This is a genomic window from Streptomyces sp. YIM S03343 (genome assembly GCF_054729195.1).
In genome coordinates, this window is sequence record NZ_JBPUKX010000001.1 from 2,534,219 (window position 1) to 2,549,697 (window position 15,479).

The window sequence follows — 15,479 nt, forward strand, 5'->3', positions numbered from 1 at the left end:
CGTACTGGAGCGGGGTGCCCCGACGCAAATCGGGGTTCCCCGCTCCGGTTCCCGTGGTCGACGGGCCGTACAGGACGTCGTACGACCGTCAGACCTCCACCACGACCGGGAGGATCATCGGCCTGCGCCGATAGGTGTCGGAGACCCACTTGCCGAGGGTGCGGCGCACGAGCTGCTGAAGCTGGTGCGGCTCCACGACGCCGTCCTGGGCCGAACGCTCCAGCACCTCCGCGATCTTCGGAGCGACCTCCGCGAAGGCGGAGTCCTCGATGCCGGAGCCGCGGGCCTGGATATGGGGGCCGCCGGTGATCTTGCCGGTCGACGAGTCGACGACGACGAAGACCGAGATGATGCCCTCGTCACCCAGGATCTTGCGGTCCTTGAGCGCCGGCTCTCCCACATCGCCGACCGAGAGGCCGTCGACGTAGACGTACCCCGCCTGGACCTTGCCGGCGATCTTCGCCCGGCCGTCCACCAGGTCGACGACGACGCCGTCCTCCGCGATGACGATGCTGTCGTGCGGAACACCCGTCAGCGCGCCCAGTTCCGCGTTGGCACGCAGATGGCGCCATTCGCCGTGGACCGGCATCAGATTCTTGGGACGGCAGATGTTGTAGAAGTACAGCAGTTCGCCGGCTGACGCGTGTCCGGAGACATGGACCTTGGCGTTGCCCTTGTGGACGACGTTGGCGCCCCAGCGGGTCAGGCCGTTGATCACGCGGTAGACGGCGTTCTCGTTGCCGGGGATCAAGGACGAGGCGAGGATCACCGTGTCGCCATCGACGATGCGGATCTGGTGGTCCCGGTTGGCCATGCGCGACAGGGCGGCCATCGGCTCGCCCTGGGAGCCCGTACAGACCAGGACGACCTCGCGGTCCGGGAGATCGTCGAGCGTCTTGACGTCGACCACCAGGCCCGGGGGGACCTTCAGATAGCCGAGGTCGCGAGCGATGCCCATGTTGCGGACCATCGAGCGGCCGACGAAGGCGACCCGGCGGCCGTACTCGTCCGCCGCGTCCAGAATCTGCTGGATGCGGTGGACGTGGCTGGCAAAACTCGCCACGATGATCCGCCGGCTGGCACTCGCGAAGACCTGGTGCAGAACGCTGGAGATGTCGCGCTCGTGCGGGGTGAAACCGGGCACCTCGGCGTTCGTGGAGTCGGCGAGGAGGAGGTCGATGCCTTCCTCGCTGAGGCGGGCGAACGCGTGCAGATCCGTGAGCCGGTTGTCCAGCGGCAGCTGGTCCATCTTGAAGTCGCCGGTGTGCACGACCATCCCGGCCGGGGTGCGGATGGCGACCGCGAGGGCGTCCGGGATGGAGTGGTTGACGGCGACGAACTCGCAGTCGAAGGGGCCGATGCGTTCCCGGTTCCCCTCGGCCACCTCAAGGGTGTACGGGCGGATCCGGTGCTCCTGGAGCTTGGCCTCGATGAGGGCGAGGGTCAGCTTGGAGCCGATCAGCGGGATGTCCGGCTTCTCGCGGAGGAGGAAGGGGACGCCGCCGATGTGGTCCTCGTGCCCATGGGTGAGGACGATGCCCTCGATGTCGTCGAGGCGGTCCCGGACGGACGAGAAGTCCGGCAGGATCAGGTCGATGCCGGGCTGTTCCTCCTCGGGGAAGAGAACGCCGCAGTCGACGATCAGAAGGCGGCCGCCGTACTCGAAGACGGTCATGTTCCGGCCGATCTCGCCGAGGCCACCGAGCGGGGTGACGCGCAGACCGCCTTCGGGGAGCGGCGCGGGCGCGCCTAGTTCAGGATGCGGATGACTCAAAAGACTCTCCTCACCATGCACGCCACGTACCGGTGGGCACGTGGCGTGCATGACGTTCGTGCAGAAGCAGTTGTCGTTGTGGGTGAAGCAGCGCAGGCACCGGTGGCCCGCGCATCCGGTTGTTTCATTCAGTTGTGTGTGTCATTCAGTTGTGTCATTCAGTTGTGAAGTCTGGTGCTAGAGCTGTACCCCGCCCGCGGCAAGATCGATCTTGAGCTGCTCGATCTCTTCCGGAGTGCACTCGACCATGGGCCCGCGCAGCGGCCCGCCGGGCAGGCCCAGAAGGGTGAGCGCGGCCTTGGTGGTCATGACGCCCTGGGTGCGGAACATGCCGGTGTAGACCGGCAGCAGCTTCTGGTGGATCTCGGTGGCCTTCTGGACGTCGCCCGAGGTGAACGCTTCGACCAGGGCACGCAGCTCAGGGGTGACCACATGGCCGACGACGGAGACGAAGCCGACCGCGCCGACGGACAGCAGCGGCAGGTTCAGCATGTCGTCGCCGGAGTACCAGGCGAGGCCGGAGCGGGTGATGGCCCAGCTGGCGCGGCCGAGGTCGCCCTTGGCGTCCTTGTTGGCGACGATACGCGGGTGCTCTCCGAGGCGGACGAGGGTGTCCGTGTTGATCGGGACGCCGCTGCGGCCGGGGATGTCGTAGAGCATCACCGGGAGGCCGGTGGCGTCGGCGACGGCCGTGAAGTGGCGGTACAGGCCCTCCTGCGGGGGCTTGTTGTAGTACGGGGTGACCACCAGCAGGCCGTGCGCGCCGGTGCGTTCGGCTGCGCGGGCGAGTTCGATGCTGTGGTGGGTGTCGTTGGTTCCGACGCCGGCGACGATATGGGCGCGGTCGCCGACCGCCTCGAGTACGGCTCGTACGAGGTTCGATTTCTCCGCGTCGCTGGTGGTGGGCGACTCGCCGGTGGTGCCGTTGATGATCAGGCCGTCGTTGCCTGCGTCCACCAGGTGGGTGGCGAGCCGCTGCGCGCCGTCGAGGTCGAGTGCGCCGTCCGCCGTGAAGGGCGTGACCATGGCGGTGAGGACCCGCCCGAAGGGGGTCTGCGGAGTCGAGGTCGGAGCCATGGGGAACACGCTACTCGCTGCTCACCGGGAGGTCTGCCCTAGGGGCGGGCGACAAGTGCTGACAAATGCGGAGCCCGGCACTGCCTGCTCGGGGGTTCAGGCAGTGCCGGGTCCGTTTGATCAGGCTAGATGAACTTCTACAAAAGCCGCAATACGGACACCTCGCGAGGCTGAACCGTACATCTGTGCCCGGCCGGGAAACGAATGTCCGCTACGGCGCGACACGGCCGTTGGTGTTGAAGGCCGCATGGGTGAGCGGCATGAGCCTCGCCCACTCCTCCTCCATCTTCTCGCCGACCATCGCGATCTCCCGCTGCGGGAACGACGGCACCTTGGCCAGCTCGTGCTGGGTGCGCAGGCCCAGGAAATGCATCAGCGAGCGGGCGTTGCAGGTGGCGTACATCGAGGAGAACAGGCCGACCGGGAGGGTGGCGCGGGCGACCTCGCGGGCGACACCGGCGGCGAGCATCTCCTGGTACGCCTCGTACGAGTGCCGGTAGGAGTCCTCCATCACCCGGCCGACCAGCTCCTGCTGACCCTGGGTGCCCTCCACGAACCGGTACTTGCCGGGGCGGCCCTCCTGGACGAGCTTGCGGGACTCGCCGGGGATGTAGAACACCGGCTGGAGCTCGCGGTAGCGGCCGGACTCCTCGTTGTACGACCAGCCCACCCGGTGCCGCATGAACTCGCGGAACACAAAGATCGGGGCGCTGATGAAGAAGGTCATGGAGTTGTGCTCGAAGGGGCTGCCGTGCCGGTCCCGCATCAGGTAGTTGATGAGGCCCTTGGATCGCTCCGGGTCCTTGCCCAGTTCGTCCAGGGACTGCTCGCCGACCGTCGAGACGCGGGCGGCGAACAGCACGTCGGCGTCGGACGCCGTGTGCTTGACCAGCTCGACGGTGACTTCGCTGCGGAAGCTGGGCTTCGGGTCGTCGGCGGGGGTGTCGGTCACGGCTCGGGGGGTCCTTCCATCGCTGCTGTCGTGCGGCGCCCACTCTACGGCGCGGTGTCCGCCGGGGTGGCGCTCAGCGGCTCCCGGCGGCTCCCGGGCGGGCTCTCGACGGCTCCCGGCGGCTCCCGGCGGCTCTCGGCGGCTCTCGGCGGCTGGGGGGCGACGACCGCGGCGGACCACTGGGGCCGCACCGAAATCCGGGCCTTCTCCAGCGTCGCGAACTGCATCAATGGCACGAATGCCGCAGCACGCACCCCCCTTGGCCCCCCGAAGGTGGTGAGCGGGAACGACGGCGGATAGCCTCACCGGGCACAGCCCACGCATGGATGGAGTGAGGATCCGTCGTGCCCCTGCAATTCCTGACGGCCGATCGCACATTCGAGGCGGCCGACGACATCGCGCTGCCGTACGACGACTCCGACCACTGGCGGCGCCCCTACCGGCCCGGCCCCTGGCGGGTCGCGGCGGCGGCGCTGTTGCTGCTGATCGCCTCGTACCTGCTGTTCGCCGCCGTCGTCATCGCCCTCACCGGGAGGGTCTCCGAGGCCGGGGTCATGCTCGGCCTGGGGCTCGTGGTCATCGCCGGTGCGCTGCGGCTGCTGCGCATGGGGGTGTGGGTGAGCGCGCGCGGGGTGCGGCATGTGGCGTTCCTGGTCACGCGCAGCGTGCCGTGGGGGCGGGTCGTCACGGTGCGTACGGTGCAGCAGCCGGTGCGCTGGCTGGGGCTGCCGCGGACGGTCCAGGGGCAGGCGCTGACCGTCGTACGGCGGGACCGGTCGCCGCAGGACACCCCGGCGCTGCTGACCACGCACAACGCGGACTTCCTGGGGCGCCCGGAGGCGTTCGACCGGGCGGCCGACACCGTCGAGGCGTGGGCCGCCGAGCATCGGACGCGCTGAGCCCGCTGAGCGGGACAGGCGCGCGTGCCCTCCGGGGGCATCCGCATCACCGGTCGGGGCCTGGTGCGCCGGACGGCGCACGAGGCCCGGCGCGCCGCACGGGACCCGGGTGCGCCGGACGGCGCTCAGACGCCGACCGGACCGCCGTCGTGCAAGGCTATGGCCCGCTGCATCGCCTTGCGGGCGCGGGGTGTGTCGCGGGCGTCGTGGTAGGCGACGGCCAGGCGGAACCAAGAACGCCAGTCGTCGGGCGCAGCCTCCGTCTCGGCCTTGCGCAGGGCGAAGACCTCGTCGGCCGAGTCACGGTCGATACGGCCGCTGGGGGTGCGCGTCAGCTCGTCGACGGGCAGGCCGCCCTCGGCGTCGAGTTCGGCGGCGAGGGCGTTGGCCCTGCGGACGAACCGGGTGTTCTGCCACAGGAACCAGACACCGATCACCGGCAGGATCAGCACCGCCACGCCGAAGGTGACGGTGAGCAGCGTGCCCGCCTGGATGAGCATCACGCCGCGGCTGCCGACCAGGACGAAGTAGAAGACCAGGACGGCGGCCGTGACGGCGTAGGAGATCTTCGCGCGCATTCCGGGGCCGGTCTCAGCCCAGGTCCATGAAGTGCTCCAGGCCGTAGGTCAGGCCCGGGGCGTTCACCACACTGCGTACACCGAGCAGGATGCCCGGCATGAAGCTGCTGTGGTGCAGGGAGTCATGGCGGATGGTCAGGGTCTCGCCCTCGGTGCCCAGCAGCACCTCCTGGTGGGCCAGCAGACCGCGCAGCCGGACCGCGTGGACCGGGACGCCGTCGACATCGGCGCCGCGGGCGCCCTCCAGGGCGGTGACCGTGGCGTCGGGGGCGGGGGCGGAGCCGGCCTTGGCGCGGGCCTCGGCGATGAGCTGGGCGGTGCGGGTGGCGGTGCCGGAGGGGGCGTCCACCTTGTTGGGGTGGTGGAGTTCGACGACCTCGACGGACTCGAAGTACGGCGCGGCGATCTGCGCAAACTTCATGGTGAGGACGGCGCCGATGGAGAAGTTGGGTGCCACGAGGACGCCGGTCTCCGGGGACTCGGCCAGCCAGCCCCTCAGCCGGGCAAGGCGCTCGTCGTTCCAGCCGGTGGTGCCGACGACCGCGTGGATGCCGTGGCGCACACAGTGGTCGAGGTTGTCCATGACCGAGGCGGGCGTGGTGAGTTCGACGGCGACCTGGGCGCCGCTCTCCGTGAGCCGGTCCAGCGGGTCGTCGCGGTCGAGGGCGGCGACCAGTTCCAGGTCGTCGGCGGCCTCGACGGCCCGGGCGGCCTCCGAGCCGATACGGCCCTTGGCGCCGAGGACCGCCACGCGCAGCTTGCTCATGTCTCCTGCTTCCTTCAACCGAGGACGGTGGTACGGGTGTACGGCTGTACGGGTGTACAGCCGTACGGGTCTGTCCGTGGCGAGCGGGACGGACCGGGTCAGGCGACGGCGTCGTGCAGACGCGCGGCCTGCTTGTCCTTGAGCGGGCCGATGACGGACAGCGACGGGCGCCGCCCCAGGATGTCGCGGGCGACCGAGCGGACCTCGTCCGGGGTCACCGCCGCTATCCGGGTCAGCATGTCGTCGACCGACATCTGGTCGCCCCAGCACAGTTCGCTCTTGCCGATGCGGTTCATCAGCGCCCCGGTGTCCTCAAGGCCCAGGACGGTGGAGCCGCGGAGCTGGCCGATGGCACGGCCGATCTCCTCGTCGGACAGACCGTTCTCGGCGACCTGGTCGAGTTCGTCGCGGCAGATCTTCAGCACGTCGTGCACCTGGCTCGGACGGCAGCCCGCGTACACGCCGAACAGGCCGCAGTCCGCGAACCCGGAGGTGTACGAGTAGACGCTGTACGCCAGTCCGCGCTTCTCCCGGACCTCCTGGAAAAGGCGGGAGGACATGCCGCCGCCCAGGGCGGTGTTGAGGACACCGAGGGCCCAGCGGCGGTCGTCGGTGCGGGCGATGCCGGGCATGCCGAGGACGACGTGCGCCTGCTCGGTCTTGCGTCCGAGCAGTTCGACACGGCCCGCGGTGCGCAGGGTGCGGCGTCCGTCGCGCGGGGCGATGGGGACGCCTTCCACGGCGCCGAGGGCGCCGGCCTTCTCGAAGGCGGCGCGGACCTGTCGTACGACCTTGTTGTGATCGACGTTGCCCGCGGCCGCGACGACCAGGTGGGTGGGGTCGTAGTGCTTCTTGTAGAAGCGGCGGATACGGTCCGCGGTGAGGGCGTTGACCGTGTCGACCGTGCCGAGGACGGGGCGGCCGAGCGGGTTGTCGCCGAACATGGTGCGCGCGAACAGGTCGTGCACACAGTCGCCCGGGTCGTCCTCGGTCATGGCGATCTCTTCGAGGATGGCGCCGCGCTCGACGTCGACGTCCTCCTGGAGGATCAGGGAGCCCGTCAGCATGTCGCAGACGACGTCGATCGCGAGCGGCAGGTCGGTGTCGAGCACGCGCGCGTAGTAGCACGTGTACTCCTTCGCCGTGAACGCGTTCATCTCGCCGCCGACCGCGTCGATCGCGGCGGAGATGTCGAGCGCGCTGCGGCGTGCCGTGCCTTTGAAGAGCAGATGCTCCAGGTAGTGCGTGGCGCCGCCCAGCGCCGGGGTCTCGTCGCGGGAGCCGACGTGCGCCCAGATGCCGAAGGTGGCCGAGCGCACAGAGGGCAGGGTCTCGGTGACGACGCGCAGACCACCCGGAAGAGTGGTCTTGCGGACGGTGCCGATGCCGTTGCTGCCCTTGATCAAAGTCTGGGTACGGGCGACGGCCCGCGCCTCCGAGGAGGTTCGGGCCGTCACCGTGGAGTCGTTCGACGTCACTTGTCGTCCGCGGCGCCGCCGTCGGCGGCGTCCTTCTTCTCGTCGCCGGAGTCCTCGCCCTCGATCACGGGGACCAGGGAGAGCTTGCCGCGGGAGTCGATCTCGGCGATCTCGACCTGGACCTTCTGGCCCACACCGAGGACGTCCTCGACGTTCTCCACGCGCTTGCCGCCGGCGAGCTTGCGGATCTGCGAGATGTGCAGCAGACCGTCCTTGCCGGGCAGCAGCGAGACGAAGGCGCCGAAGGTGGTCGTCTTCACGACCGTACCGAGGTAGCGCTCGCCGACCTCGGGCATCGTCGGGTTGGCGATGCCGTTGATCGTGGCGCGGGCGGCCTCGGCGGCCGGGCCGTCGGCGGCACCGATGTAGATCGTGCCGTCGTCCTCGATGGTGATCTCGGCGCCCGTGTCCTCCTGGATCTGGTTGATCATCTTGCCCTTGGGGCCGATGACCTCGCCGATCTTGTCGACCGGGATCTTCACGGTGATGATCCGCGGCGCGTTGGGGGACATCTCGTCCGGCGTGTCGATCGCTTCCATCATCACGTCGAGGATGTGGAGGCGGGCGTCACGGGCCTGCTTGAGGGCGGCGGCCAGGACGGAGGCGGGGATGCCGTCCAGCTTGGTGTCGAGCTGGAGGGCGGTCACGAACTCCTTGGTGCCGGCGACCTTGAAGTCCATGTCGCCGAACGCGTCCTCCGCGCCGAGGATGTCGGTGAGGGTGACGTAGTGCGTCTCGCCGTCGATCTCCTGGGAGATCAGGCCCATGGCGATACCGGCGACCGGGGCCTTCAGCGGCACACCGGCGTTCAGCAGCGACATGGTGGAGGCGCAGACGGAGCCCATGGACGTCGAGCCGTTGGAGCCGAGTGCCTCGGACACCTGGCGGATCGCGTAGGGGAACTCCTCGCGGGTGGGCAGCACCGGGACGAGCGCCCGCTCGGCCAGGGCCCCGTGGCCGATCTCGCGGCGCTTGGGGGAGCCGACGCGGCCGGTCTCGCCGGTGGAGTACGGCGGGAAGTTGTAGTTGTGCATGTAGCGCTTGCGGGTCACCGGGGAGAGGGTGTCCAACTGCTGCTCCATACGGAGCATGTTGAGGGTGGTGACGCCCAGGATCTGGGTCTCACCGCGCTCGAACAGCGCCGAGCCGTGCACCCGCGGGATGGCCTCGACCTCGGCGGCCAGGGTGCGGATGTCGGTGACACCGCGGCCGTCGATGCGCTTCTTCTCCTTGATGACACGCTCGCGGACCAGGGCCTTGGTCAGGGAGCGGTAGGCGGCGGAGATCTCCTTCTCGCGGCCCTCGAACTCCGGCAGGAGCTTCTCGGCGGCGAGCGCCTTGACGCGGTCCAGTTCGGCCTCGCGCTCCTGCTTGCCCGCGATGGTCAGCGCGGTGGCCAGCTCGGGGCGGACGGCGCCGGTCAGGGCCTCCAGGACGTCGTCCTGGTAGTCCAGGAAGATCGGGAACTCGCCGGTCGGCTTGGCGGCCTTGGCGGCGAGGTCGGCCTGGGCCTTGCACAGCACCTTGATGAAGGGCTTCGCGGCCTCCAGACCGGCGGCGACGACCTCCTCGGTGGGCGCCTCGGTGCCGCCCTTGACCAGCTGGATGGTCTTGTCGGTGGCCTCGGCCTCGACCATCATGATCGCGACGTCGCCGTCCTCCAGGACGCGGCCCGCGACGACCATGTCGAAGACGGCGTCCTCGAGCTCGGTGTGCGTCGGGAAGGCGACCCACTGGCCGTTGATCAGCGCGACGCGCACGCCGCCGATCGGGCCGGAGAAGGGCAGGCCGGCCAGCTGCGTGGACGCGGACGCGGCGTTGATCGCGACGACGTCGTAGAGGTGGTCGGGGTTGAGCGCCATGATCGTGCAGACGACCTGGATCTCGTTGCGCAGGCCCTTGCGGAAGGACGGGCGCAGCGGGCGGTCGATCAGTCGGCAGGTGAGGATGGCGTCCTCGGAGGGACGGCCCTCACGGCGGAAGAAGCTGCCGGGGATCTTGCCGGCGGCGTACATCCGCTCCTCGACGTCCACCGTGAGGGGGAAGAAGTCGAGCTGGTCCTTGGGGTTCTTGGAGGCGGTGGTGGCCGACAGCACCATGGTGTCGTCGTCCAGGTACGCGACCGCGGAGCCGGCGGCCTGCTTGGCCAGGCGGCCCGTCTCGAAGCGGATGGTGCGGGTGCCGAAGGAACCGTTGTCGATGACGGCCTCGGCGTAGTGGGTCTCGTTCTCCACTAGCGTTTTCTCCGTTACTTGTCGTCTTTCGTCCCTGAGCTGCCCGTGTGGCAGGGGGACGGTCGCGGAGAGGCGCTCCTTCAGGTGCGGGCCGGTCTTCGATCGAAGCACCCGGGGCTCGCTTCCCCCCGGGGGCCACTACCGAGGACCGGCGGCGGCGAGGTGCGCCTTTCTCCTCGTTGTGTGTCGTGCGTGGTGTTCTGGGCCGTACGCCGTGCTGAGTCGTGCGTCGAGTCTTGCTCTGAGTTGAGTCTTGCTCTGTGCCGTGCTCTGCAACGCCGTACGGACTGCGTTCGGTCGTGCTGTCGGTCGTACTGCCGGTCATGCCGCGTCGGTGCGGGCTGCTACCACACTACAAAGCGTGAGTGACACTCCGCACGTTTCCGCACATACGTGCGAGCTGGCCGTGTACGGCAAAGGGAGCGGCCCCGGATCGTCCGGGAACCGCTCCCTGCACGGCGTACTACTTGGCGCCCGCCGCACCGCGGCGGATGCCGAGACGGTCGACCAGCGTACGGAAGCGCTGGATGTCCTTCTTCGCCAGGTACTGCAGCAGGCGGCGGCGCTGGCCGACCAGGATCAGCAGACCCCGGCGGGAGTGGTGGTCGTGCTTGTGGGTCTTGAGGTGCTCCGTCAGGTCGGAGATCCGACGCGACAGCATCGCGACCTGCACCTCGGGGGAGCCGGTGTCACCTTCCTTGGTACCGAACTCGGAAATGATCTGCTTCTTCGTAGCGGCGTCGAGCGACACGCGTACTCCTCGTTTTGGTCTGTGAATGCCCACCGAGCGCCCCCGGTCTGTGTCTCGGGGGAGCTTCCATGACTCGGAAGGCGGGGATCCGCCGCGCGGGGTCTCCGGAAGGGTCCGAAGACGCGTACACGAACGGCCGTCACTCAGGGTACCAGGAGGTTGCAGGCGGTCCGACCGGGGTCCGAGGACCACCCGGACGGCCGCAGGCCCGGCCACTAGGTCCTGTCTGGAGTTCGGATCACGACTGCGGTGCGATGCTGCGGAGCCAGAGCATCGCACCGCACAGATGCAGTCCGGCCTCGTAGCTCTCCGGGGTCTTGTCGAAGCGGAACGCGATGCCTCGCCAGTTCCGCAGCCGGTTGATGCACCGCTCCACGGTGTTGCGCTCGGTGTACAAGGCCGCGTCGTGGCTGACCGGGCGACCGCCCTTCGAACCGCGCTTCTTCCGGTTGGCGGCCTGGTCCACCTTCTCCGGGATCACCGCCCGGATTCCACGACGCCGCAGGTAGCGGCGGTTACGGCGGCTGGAGTAAGCCTTGTCCGCGGCCACTGCGTCCGGTCGGGTCCGGGGACGCCCGACCGGCCCGCGCACCTTCACCCGCTCCAGGACCGGGACGAACTGCGGGCTGTCGCCGGCCTGTCCGGGGGTGAGCACAAACGCCAGCGGACGGCAGCGCCGGTCGGCCGCCAGGTGAATCTTGCTGGTCAGCCCTCCCCGGGAACGCCCCAGTTGTGCGGCCTTCAGACGGGCCCGGTGCCGTCGGCGGGCCCGTCGCCGCTCAGCGCCCGCGTCGTCCTCGCACTGTCCGTCCTGCGGCTGTTGTCCCTCCACGGCGCCCCCTTTTCGGACTCGGCGGCCGCTTCCAGGGCCGCCAACTGCTCGGGTTCCAGTGCCATCCCGGCGGCGTGGTGGTGCGCCCGTGCTGTCGCCGAGTCCACGCTGACCAGGCCCAGGTCCGCCTGACCCCGGTCAGCGGCCTCGGCGATCACCGCCTCCATCAGGTGCTGGAAGACGCCCTGCGTCGCCCAGATCCGGAAGCGGTCGTACGCGCTCTGCCAGGGCCCGAACTCGCTGGGCAGGTCGCGCCAGGGACTGCCCGTGCGGAACCGCCACATCACCGCGTTGAAGTGTTTCCGCAGGTCGGGGATGGGCCCGACTGCGGCGATCGGAAGGTGGGGCTCGATCAGGGCCCACTGCTCGTCGGTGAGATCGCCTCGCGCCATGGCCGATGGCCTATCAAGGAGGGACCCCATGACGCAGGCGATCTACCGAACTCGTGATCCGGACTCCAGACAGGACCTAGGGTGAGTCGTCGGACTGATCGTACGTCCGGGCGCGCGTCGCTGGAGACGCGCGCGGACCACGTCTGGAAGGGGTCGCTGCGGATGGCGGAGACGGCGGAGGAGATCAAGGCCCGCAAGGAGCGGGAGCGGGACGAGCTGTACGGCCTCGACATCTCGGGGGTCGAGTGGCACAGCGCGCCGGGCACCGAGCAGCACGAGGAGCGGGTCGAGATCGCCTATCTGCCCGAGGGAGCGGTGGCGATGCGCTCGTCCCTCGACCCGGACACCGTGCTGCGCTACACCGAGGCGGAGTGGCGCGCGTTCGTGCTGGGGGCGCGGGACGGGGAGTTCGACCTGGACACGGAGGCGGACGCCGCCGCGGAATGATCCGGGTCCGGACGGAGAAGGGGGCGGCGCCTGCGGGCGCCGCCCCCTTCGTTACGGAGGACGGCAGACACGAGGTCCCCCGTGGCCGTCGGTGCTCCGGTCCCGTGCCCGTCAGTGCTTCAGTCCCGCGCTGCCGATGCCGACGGCTTCGAGTACCGGGACCGTCGGGTGCTTGTCGTCGCGGACCAGCTCCCGCTTCGCGAAGAAGACCCTGCCGTGCTCCACGAGGATCTCCGACTGTTCCGGATCGCTGAGCCCGCCCTCCTCGTCGTCCGGCAGCATGAAGAGAAGGAACGGGGTCTCCCGGTCCGTATGCGGATTCCAGAGCACTACGGCCGCCGGTCCGTAGGTGTCAGGGCTGCGGCGGTAGATCAGGAGGTCGTCTCCGCTCATCCTCAGCGGCAGCACCGTTTGCCCGCTACGGCCGTCGAACTTTCCCTGCGCCTTGCCCGTCCGCAGGTCGAAGGCCACGATCCAGTTCTCCGGTCCTTCGCCGACCTGGTCCTTGGCGGTGAGGTAGAGCTGATTCCGCCCCACTACCAGCCCGTCGCACGCCTCGATCAAGCCGAAGTAGGGCTCTCCGTAGAGCCGGTCCCCGCACCGCGGGGCATAGCGCCCGTGCTGCATGGAGACCGTGGCCAGGTGTCTGCCCTCCCCGTCGAGCGTGATCAGGTCGGTCACCTGACTGTCACCCGCCGCCACGGCCAGGACCGGCGGGTCCGAGGAGGGCAGGTAGACGTCCTGGACTCCGGCGGCGACCTTGTAGGTCCACTGCGGTCGTCCGGTGCGGGGGGTGAGTTTCTGCACCTTGTACGTGGCGTCCGGGCCCTGCCCGCACCGGACCAGCGCGAGCAGCGCGCGCCCGCCGCCGAATCCGGTGTCCACGCATCCGGCCTCGCCGGTGTTCCACAGCCGCTTGCCGCTGCGCATGTCGTAGGCCACAGATCCGTGGCCCCAGGCGACGGCGACCACTCCCTCGGTCAGGGTGAGGTTGGTGTGGGTGACGTAGGCGAAGTCGGCCGCGGGCATCTTCCTCTGCCACACCTTCCGGCCCGTGTCGAGGTCGACGAGGACCAGTTGGTCGCAGACGCCGTCGGTCGCCGAGCCCTTGGGTTTCGGGGGCTGAATGACCACGGCGGTGCGGCCGTCGGCGGTGACGTGCTCGCTGGTGGCGCAGATGTGTCCACCGAGCTTGAGGGTCCAGGCGGTCTCGTCGTAGGGCGGGTTGATGCGCAGGCCCACGATCCTGTTGGCGACGCCCTTGGCGAAGATCCGGTCGGTCGCCCAGGTGCCGGGCGCGTAGACAGGGTGGTCCTCGTCGGCCTCGGCGAGATCCTTCTCGCTGTGCTCGATCACGAGTCGGCCCTCGGCCGAGGCGGGGACCTTCTCGACCGTTTCCCTGATCTCGTCGGGGGCCTGCGCGCCGGCCGTACCGCCACCGGCCGCCGTCCGGCCGTCACCCGCGGGCACCAGGAGCCAGACCCCGGTGCCCAGCGCGGCGGCAAGGAGGAGAGCGAGCACGCCGAGCAGTGCGCCTCTGCGGCGTCTGCGGGCGTGGTCCGCCGCCAGGGCGGACTGGGTGTAGACGGACGGCGGTGGGCCGAAAGTCATGTCGGAATGCCTTTCCGGCGGGAGATATGTCCCGGCCGGGTCATTTGCTGGTCATCGCGCGCGCCGTGGCATACACGTCGAAGACCGCCAGCGTGAGCGGGATGAGGGTGAGCAGGACGAAGCCCTCGGCGATCTCCAGGAAGCGGCCCCAGAACGGGGTGAGCCCGCCGCGCGGCAGGATCAGGCCGAGAGCGGTGACCAGGGCCGCGGCGGCGGCGATGACCGCGATCAGCCAGATGGTGCGGATGTCCAGGTCGGTGCGGTCCCCCGCCAGCGCGTCCCGCATGAGGTTCGCGGGCGGATTGAGAGCAAGGCCCAGGCCCAGCAGCACCAGGGAGGCGAGGCCGGCAGCCAGGACCGGGGCGACCTGGGCGGTGTAGCGGAACAGATGGGCCCGCATCAGCAGGGCCACACCGGTGGCGAGGGCGAGCAGTTGTGCCCAGAGATCGTCGGAGAAGCCGAGCACCACCGAGGCGCCCACGGCGAGCAGCGCGCAGCCTCCGACGAGGCCGACGAGGAGTTCGTGACCGCGGCGGGCCTGGGCCTCGATGCGTTCGGCGTCCACCGGTTCGTGGTGGGCGGTGTCGGTGCCGTAGGCGGAGCGGGGTGCGGTGTTCGGGGCGTCGAAGCCGATGGGCAGCCGGGCGAAGCGCATGGACATGCCGGGCAGGAAGGCCAGCGCGCCCACGGCGATGGGGGCGCACAGGGCGGCTGTCTCGCGGGGTGCCCAGTCGAGAAGGGTCGCGAGGAAGACGGCGACCAGGGCGACGGCGGAAGCGAACGCCATGGCCACGAACGGGCCGTCGCCGTGCGGCGAGCACAGGGCGAGGATCAGCGCGGCGACCAGGACGGCCGCGCACGCCAGCAGGAACTGGAGCCTGCCGATGCCCTGGCCGTCGGTGAGCGGAAGCAGTCCGCTGCCCGCGACGCCGATGTTCGGCAGGGCGCCGAGGCCCAGGGCGACGGCCGAGCCGCGGTCGTCGTAGACACGTGCGCGGATCGCGGCCAGTACGACCAGGACGGTGCCCGCGACCGCAGCGAGGATGCCGGCCAGGCCGTTCATGTCGTGGCGCGGGTCGGCCGTCCAGGCCACGAACGCGAGCAGGGCCGGCAGGACGCCGCCGCCGACGAGTCCGGCGGCACGGGTCAGGTCACCGCGCCACAGGGTGCGTTGCTTGGTCACGGCCGCCGCGACGGCTTCGGCGACGTCGTCGAAGACGGCGGGCGGCAGTGACTCGGCGAAGGGGCGCAGGGTGAGCAGTTCGCCGTCGAGGATGCGCTGGGCTGCGAAGGAGCGGGCGCTTTCGAGGACGGTGCCGTCGGTCCGGACGAGGTGGTAGCCGACCGGGGCGCCCTCGGTGGGGCTCTGCCGGGAGAGCCGCAGGATCTCCGGGTAGAGGTCGGCGACCGGTACGTCGTCGGGCAGCGCGACGTCGACACGGCTGTCGGGCGCGACGATGGTGACGCGGCAGAAACCGACTCCGGTCCCGGCCGCGGTGGCGGCTGGAGCGCCCGTGCCGGACCCGCCGCTGGCGGTGGCCGTCATGCTCACCTTCTGATCCCCCTCAGTGGTGGTGGTGCATCTGTGTGTGCTGCGTCTGGTGTGCAACGTCTGTATGTGCCGCGTCCGCATCTGTGCGGTGAAGGTCCTGTACGGGTTTCTCCGCGCGCCGCGCCGTCGGGCCGAG

General features: G+C 69.9%; 13 protein-coding genes and 1 pseudogene. 2 read left to right on the forward strand and 12 right to left on the reverse strand.

Annotated elements, in window-relative coordinates:
* Positions 1–88 precede the first annotated feature (88 nt).
* The 4 genes from ACSYGN_RS10735 to ACSYGN_RS10750 form a co-directional block, all read right to left on the reverse strand.
* Positions 89–1,774 carry a ribonuclease J gene (locus ACSYGN_RS10735; RefSeq protein ID WP_460394266.1) on the reverse strand — a complete coding sequence of 562 codons (1,686 nt, stop codon included), beginning with the start codon at positions 1,772–1,774 and terminating at the stop codon, positions 89–91.
* Positions 1,775–1,951: 177 nt separating this feature from the next.
* Positions 1,952–2,851, reverse strand: a complete 900-nt coding sequence (gene dapA, locus ACSYGN_RS10740) for a 4-hydroxy-tetrahydrodipicolinate synthase (RefSeq protein ID WP_460394268.1) — start codon at positions 2,849–2,851, stop codon at positions 1,952–1,954.
* Positions 2,852–3,062: 211 nt separating this feature from the next.
* Positions 3,063–3,803 carry an FAD-dependent thymidylate synthase gene (gene thyX / locus ACSYGN_RS10745; RefSeq protein WP_460394270.1) on the reverse strand — a complete coding sequence of 247 codons (741 nt, stop codon included), beginning with the start codon at positions 3,801–3,803 and terminating at the stop codon, positions 3,063–3,065.
* A gap of 44 nt (positions 3,804–3,847) precedes the next feature.
* Positions 3,848–4,030: a hypothetical protein gene (locus ACSYGN_RS10750; protein ID WP_460394272.1), complete on the reverse strand. Its 183-nt coding sequence runs from the start codon at positions 4,028–4,030 to the stop codon at positions 3,848–3,850.
* A 117-nt stretch (positions 4,031–4,147) separates the two neighbouring features.
* Between ACSYGN_RS10750 and ACSYGN_RS10755 the strand changes: the two genes are divergently transcribed.
* Positions 4,148–4,702, forward strand: a complete 555-nt coding sequence (locus ACSYGN_RS10755) for a hypothetical protein (protein ID WP_460394274.1) — start codon at positions 4,148–4,150, stop codon at positions 4,700–4,702.
* Positions 4,703–4,827: 125 nt separating this feature from the next.
* Here the strand turns inward: ACSYGN_RS10755 and ACSYGN_RS10760 are convergent, their stop codons facing one another.
* The 6 genes and pseudogenes from ACSYGN_RS10760 to ACSYGN_RS10785 form a co-directional block, all read right to left on the reverse strand.
* Complete coding sequence (locus ACSYGN_RS10760; RefSeq protein ID WP_460394276.1) at positions 4,828–5,280, reverse strand: hypothetical protein; 453 nt, start codon at positions 5,278–5,280, stop codon at positions 4,828–4,830.
* A gap of 13 nt (positions 5,281–5,293) precedes the next feature.
* Positions 5,294–6,046 carry a 4-hydroxy-tetrahydrodipicolinate reductase gene (gene dapB, locus ACSYGN_RS10765; RefSeq protein WP_460394278.1) on the reverse strand — a complete coding sequence of 251 codons (753 nt, stop codon included), beginning with the start codon at positions 6,044–6,046 and terminating at the stop codon, positions 5,294–5,296.
* Between the two features lie 98 nt (positions 6,047–6,144).
* Positions 6,145–7,524 (reverse strand): M16 family metallopeptidase, encoded by a 1,380-nt coding sequence (locus ACSYGN_RS10770; protein ID WP_460394280.1) that lies wholly within the window; start codon positions 7,522–7,524, stop codon positions 6,145–6,147.
* Complete coding sequence (locus ACSYGN_RS10775) at positions 7,521–9,758, reverse strand: polyribonucleotide nucleotidyltransferase (protein WP_460394282.1); 2,238 nt, start codon at positions 9,756–9,758, stop codon at positions 7,521–7,523. The genes ACSYGN_RS10770 and ACSYGN_RS10775 overlap by 4 nt, the downstream gene beginning before the upstream one ends.
* A 463-nt stretch (positions 9,759–10,221) precedes the next feature.
* Positions 10,222–10,509, reverse strand: coding sequence for a 30S ribosomal protein S15 (rpsO, locus tag ACSYGN_RS10780; protein ID WP_033529274.1), 288 nt, complete (start codon positions 10,507–10,509; stop codon positions 10,222–10,224).
* A 238-nt stretch (positions 10,510–10,747) separates the two neighbouring features.
* Positions 10,748–11,733: pseudogene (locus ACSYGN_RS10785) on the reverse strand (IS5 family transposase).
* Positions 11,734–11,895: 162 nt separating this feature from the next.
* On the opposite strand from ACSYGN_RS10785, the gene ACSYGN_RS10790 reads away from it, so the two are divergent.
* Positions 11,896–12,180, forward strand: coding sequence for a DUF397 domain-containing protein (locus tag ACSYGN_RS10790; protein ID WP_460403373.1), 285 nt, complete (start codon positions 11,896–11,898; stop codon positions 12,178–12,180).
* A 111-nt stretch (positions 12,181–12,291) separates the two neighbouring features.
* On the opposite strand, the gene ACSYGN_RS10795 is transcribed toward ACSYGN_RS10790, so the two are convergent.
* Together ACSYGN_RS10795 and eccD are read right to left on the reverse strand one after the other, a co-directional pair.
* Positions 12,292–13,791 carry an outer membrane protein assembly factor BamB family protein gene (locus ACSYGN_RS10795; protein ID WP_460394285.1) on the reverse strand — a complete coding sequence of 500 codons (1,500 nt, stop codon included), beginning with the start codon at positions 13,789–13,791 and terminating at the stop codon, positions 12,292–12,294.
* 40 nt (positions 13,792–13,831) lie between these two features.
* Positions 13,832–15,337, reverse strand: coding sequence for a type VII secretion integral membrane protein EccD (eccD, locus tag ACSYGN_RS10800; protein WP_460394287.1), 1,506 nt, complete (start codon positions 15,335–15,337; stop codon positions 13,832–13,834).
* Positions 15,338–15,479: the final 142 nt, after the last annotated feature.

What these genes read in the sequence shown, in the direction of transcription:
- dapA (WP_460394268.1), bottom strand. Translation starts at nt 2,851, where the DNA reads ATGGCTCCGACCTCGACTCCGCAGACCCCCTTCGGGCGGGTCCTCACC.
- ACSYGN_RS10760 (WP_460394276.1), bottom strand. Translation starts at nt 5,280, where the DNA reads ATGCGCGCGAAGATCTCCTACGCCGTCACGGCCGCCGTCCTGGTCTTC.
- ACSYGN_RS10795 (WP_460394285.1), bottom strand. Translation starts at nt 13,791, where the DNA reads ATGACTTTCGGCCCACCGCCGTCCGTCTACACCCAGTCCGCCCTGGCG.
- ACSYGN_RS10750 (WP_460394272.1), bottom strand. Translation starts at nt 4,030, where the DNA reads ATGCAGTTCGCGACGCTGGAGAAGGCCCGGATTTCGGTGCGGCCCCAG.
- ACSYGN_RS10790 (WP_460403373.1), top strand. Translation starts at nt 11,896, where the DNA reads ATGGCGGAGACGGCGGAGGAGATCAAGGCCCGCAAGGAGCGGGAGCGG.
- dapB (WP_460394278.1), bottom strand. Translation starts at nt 6,046, where the DNA reads ATGAGCAAGCTGCGCGTGGCGGTCCTCGGCGCCAAGGGCCGTATCGGC.
- eccD (WP_460394287.1), bottom strand. Translation starts at nt 15,337, where the DNA reads ATGACGGCCACCGCCAGCGGCGGGTCCGGCACGGGCGCTCCAGCCGCC.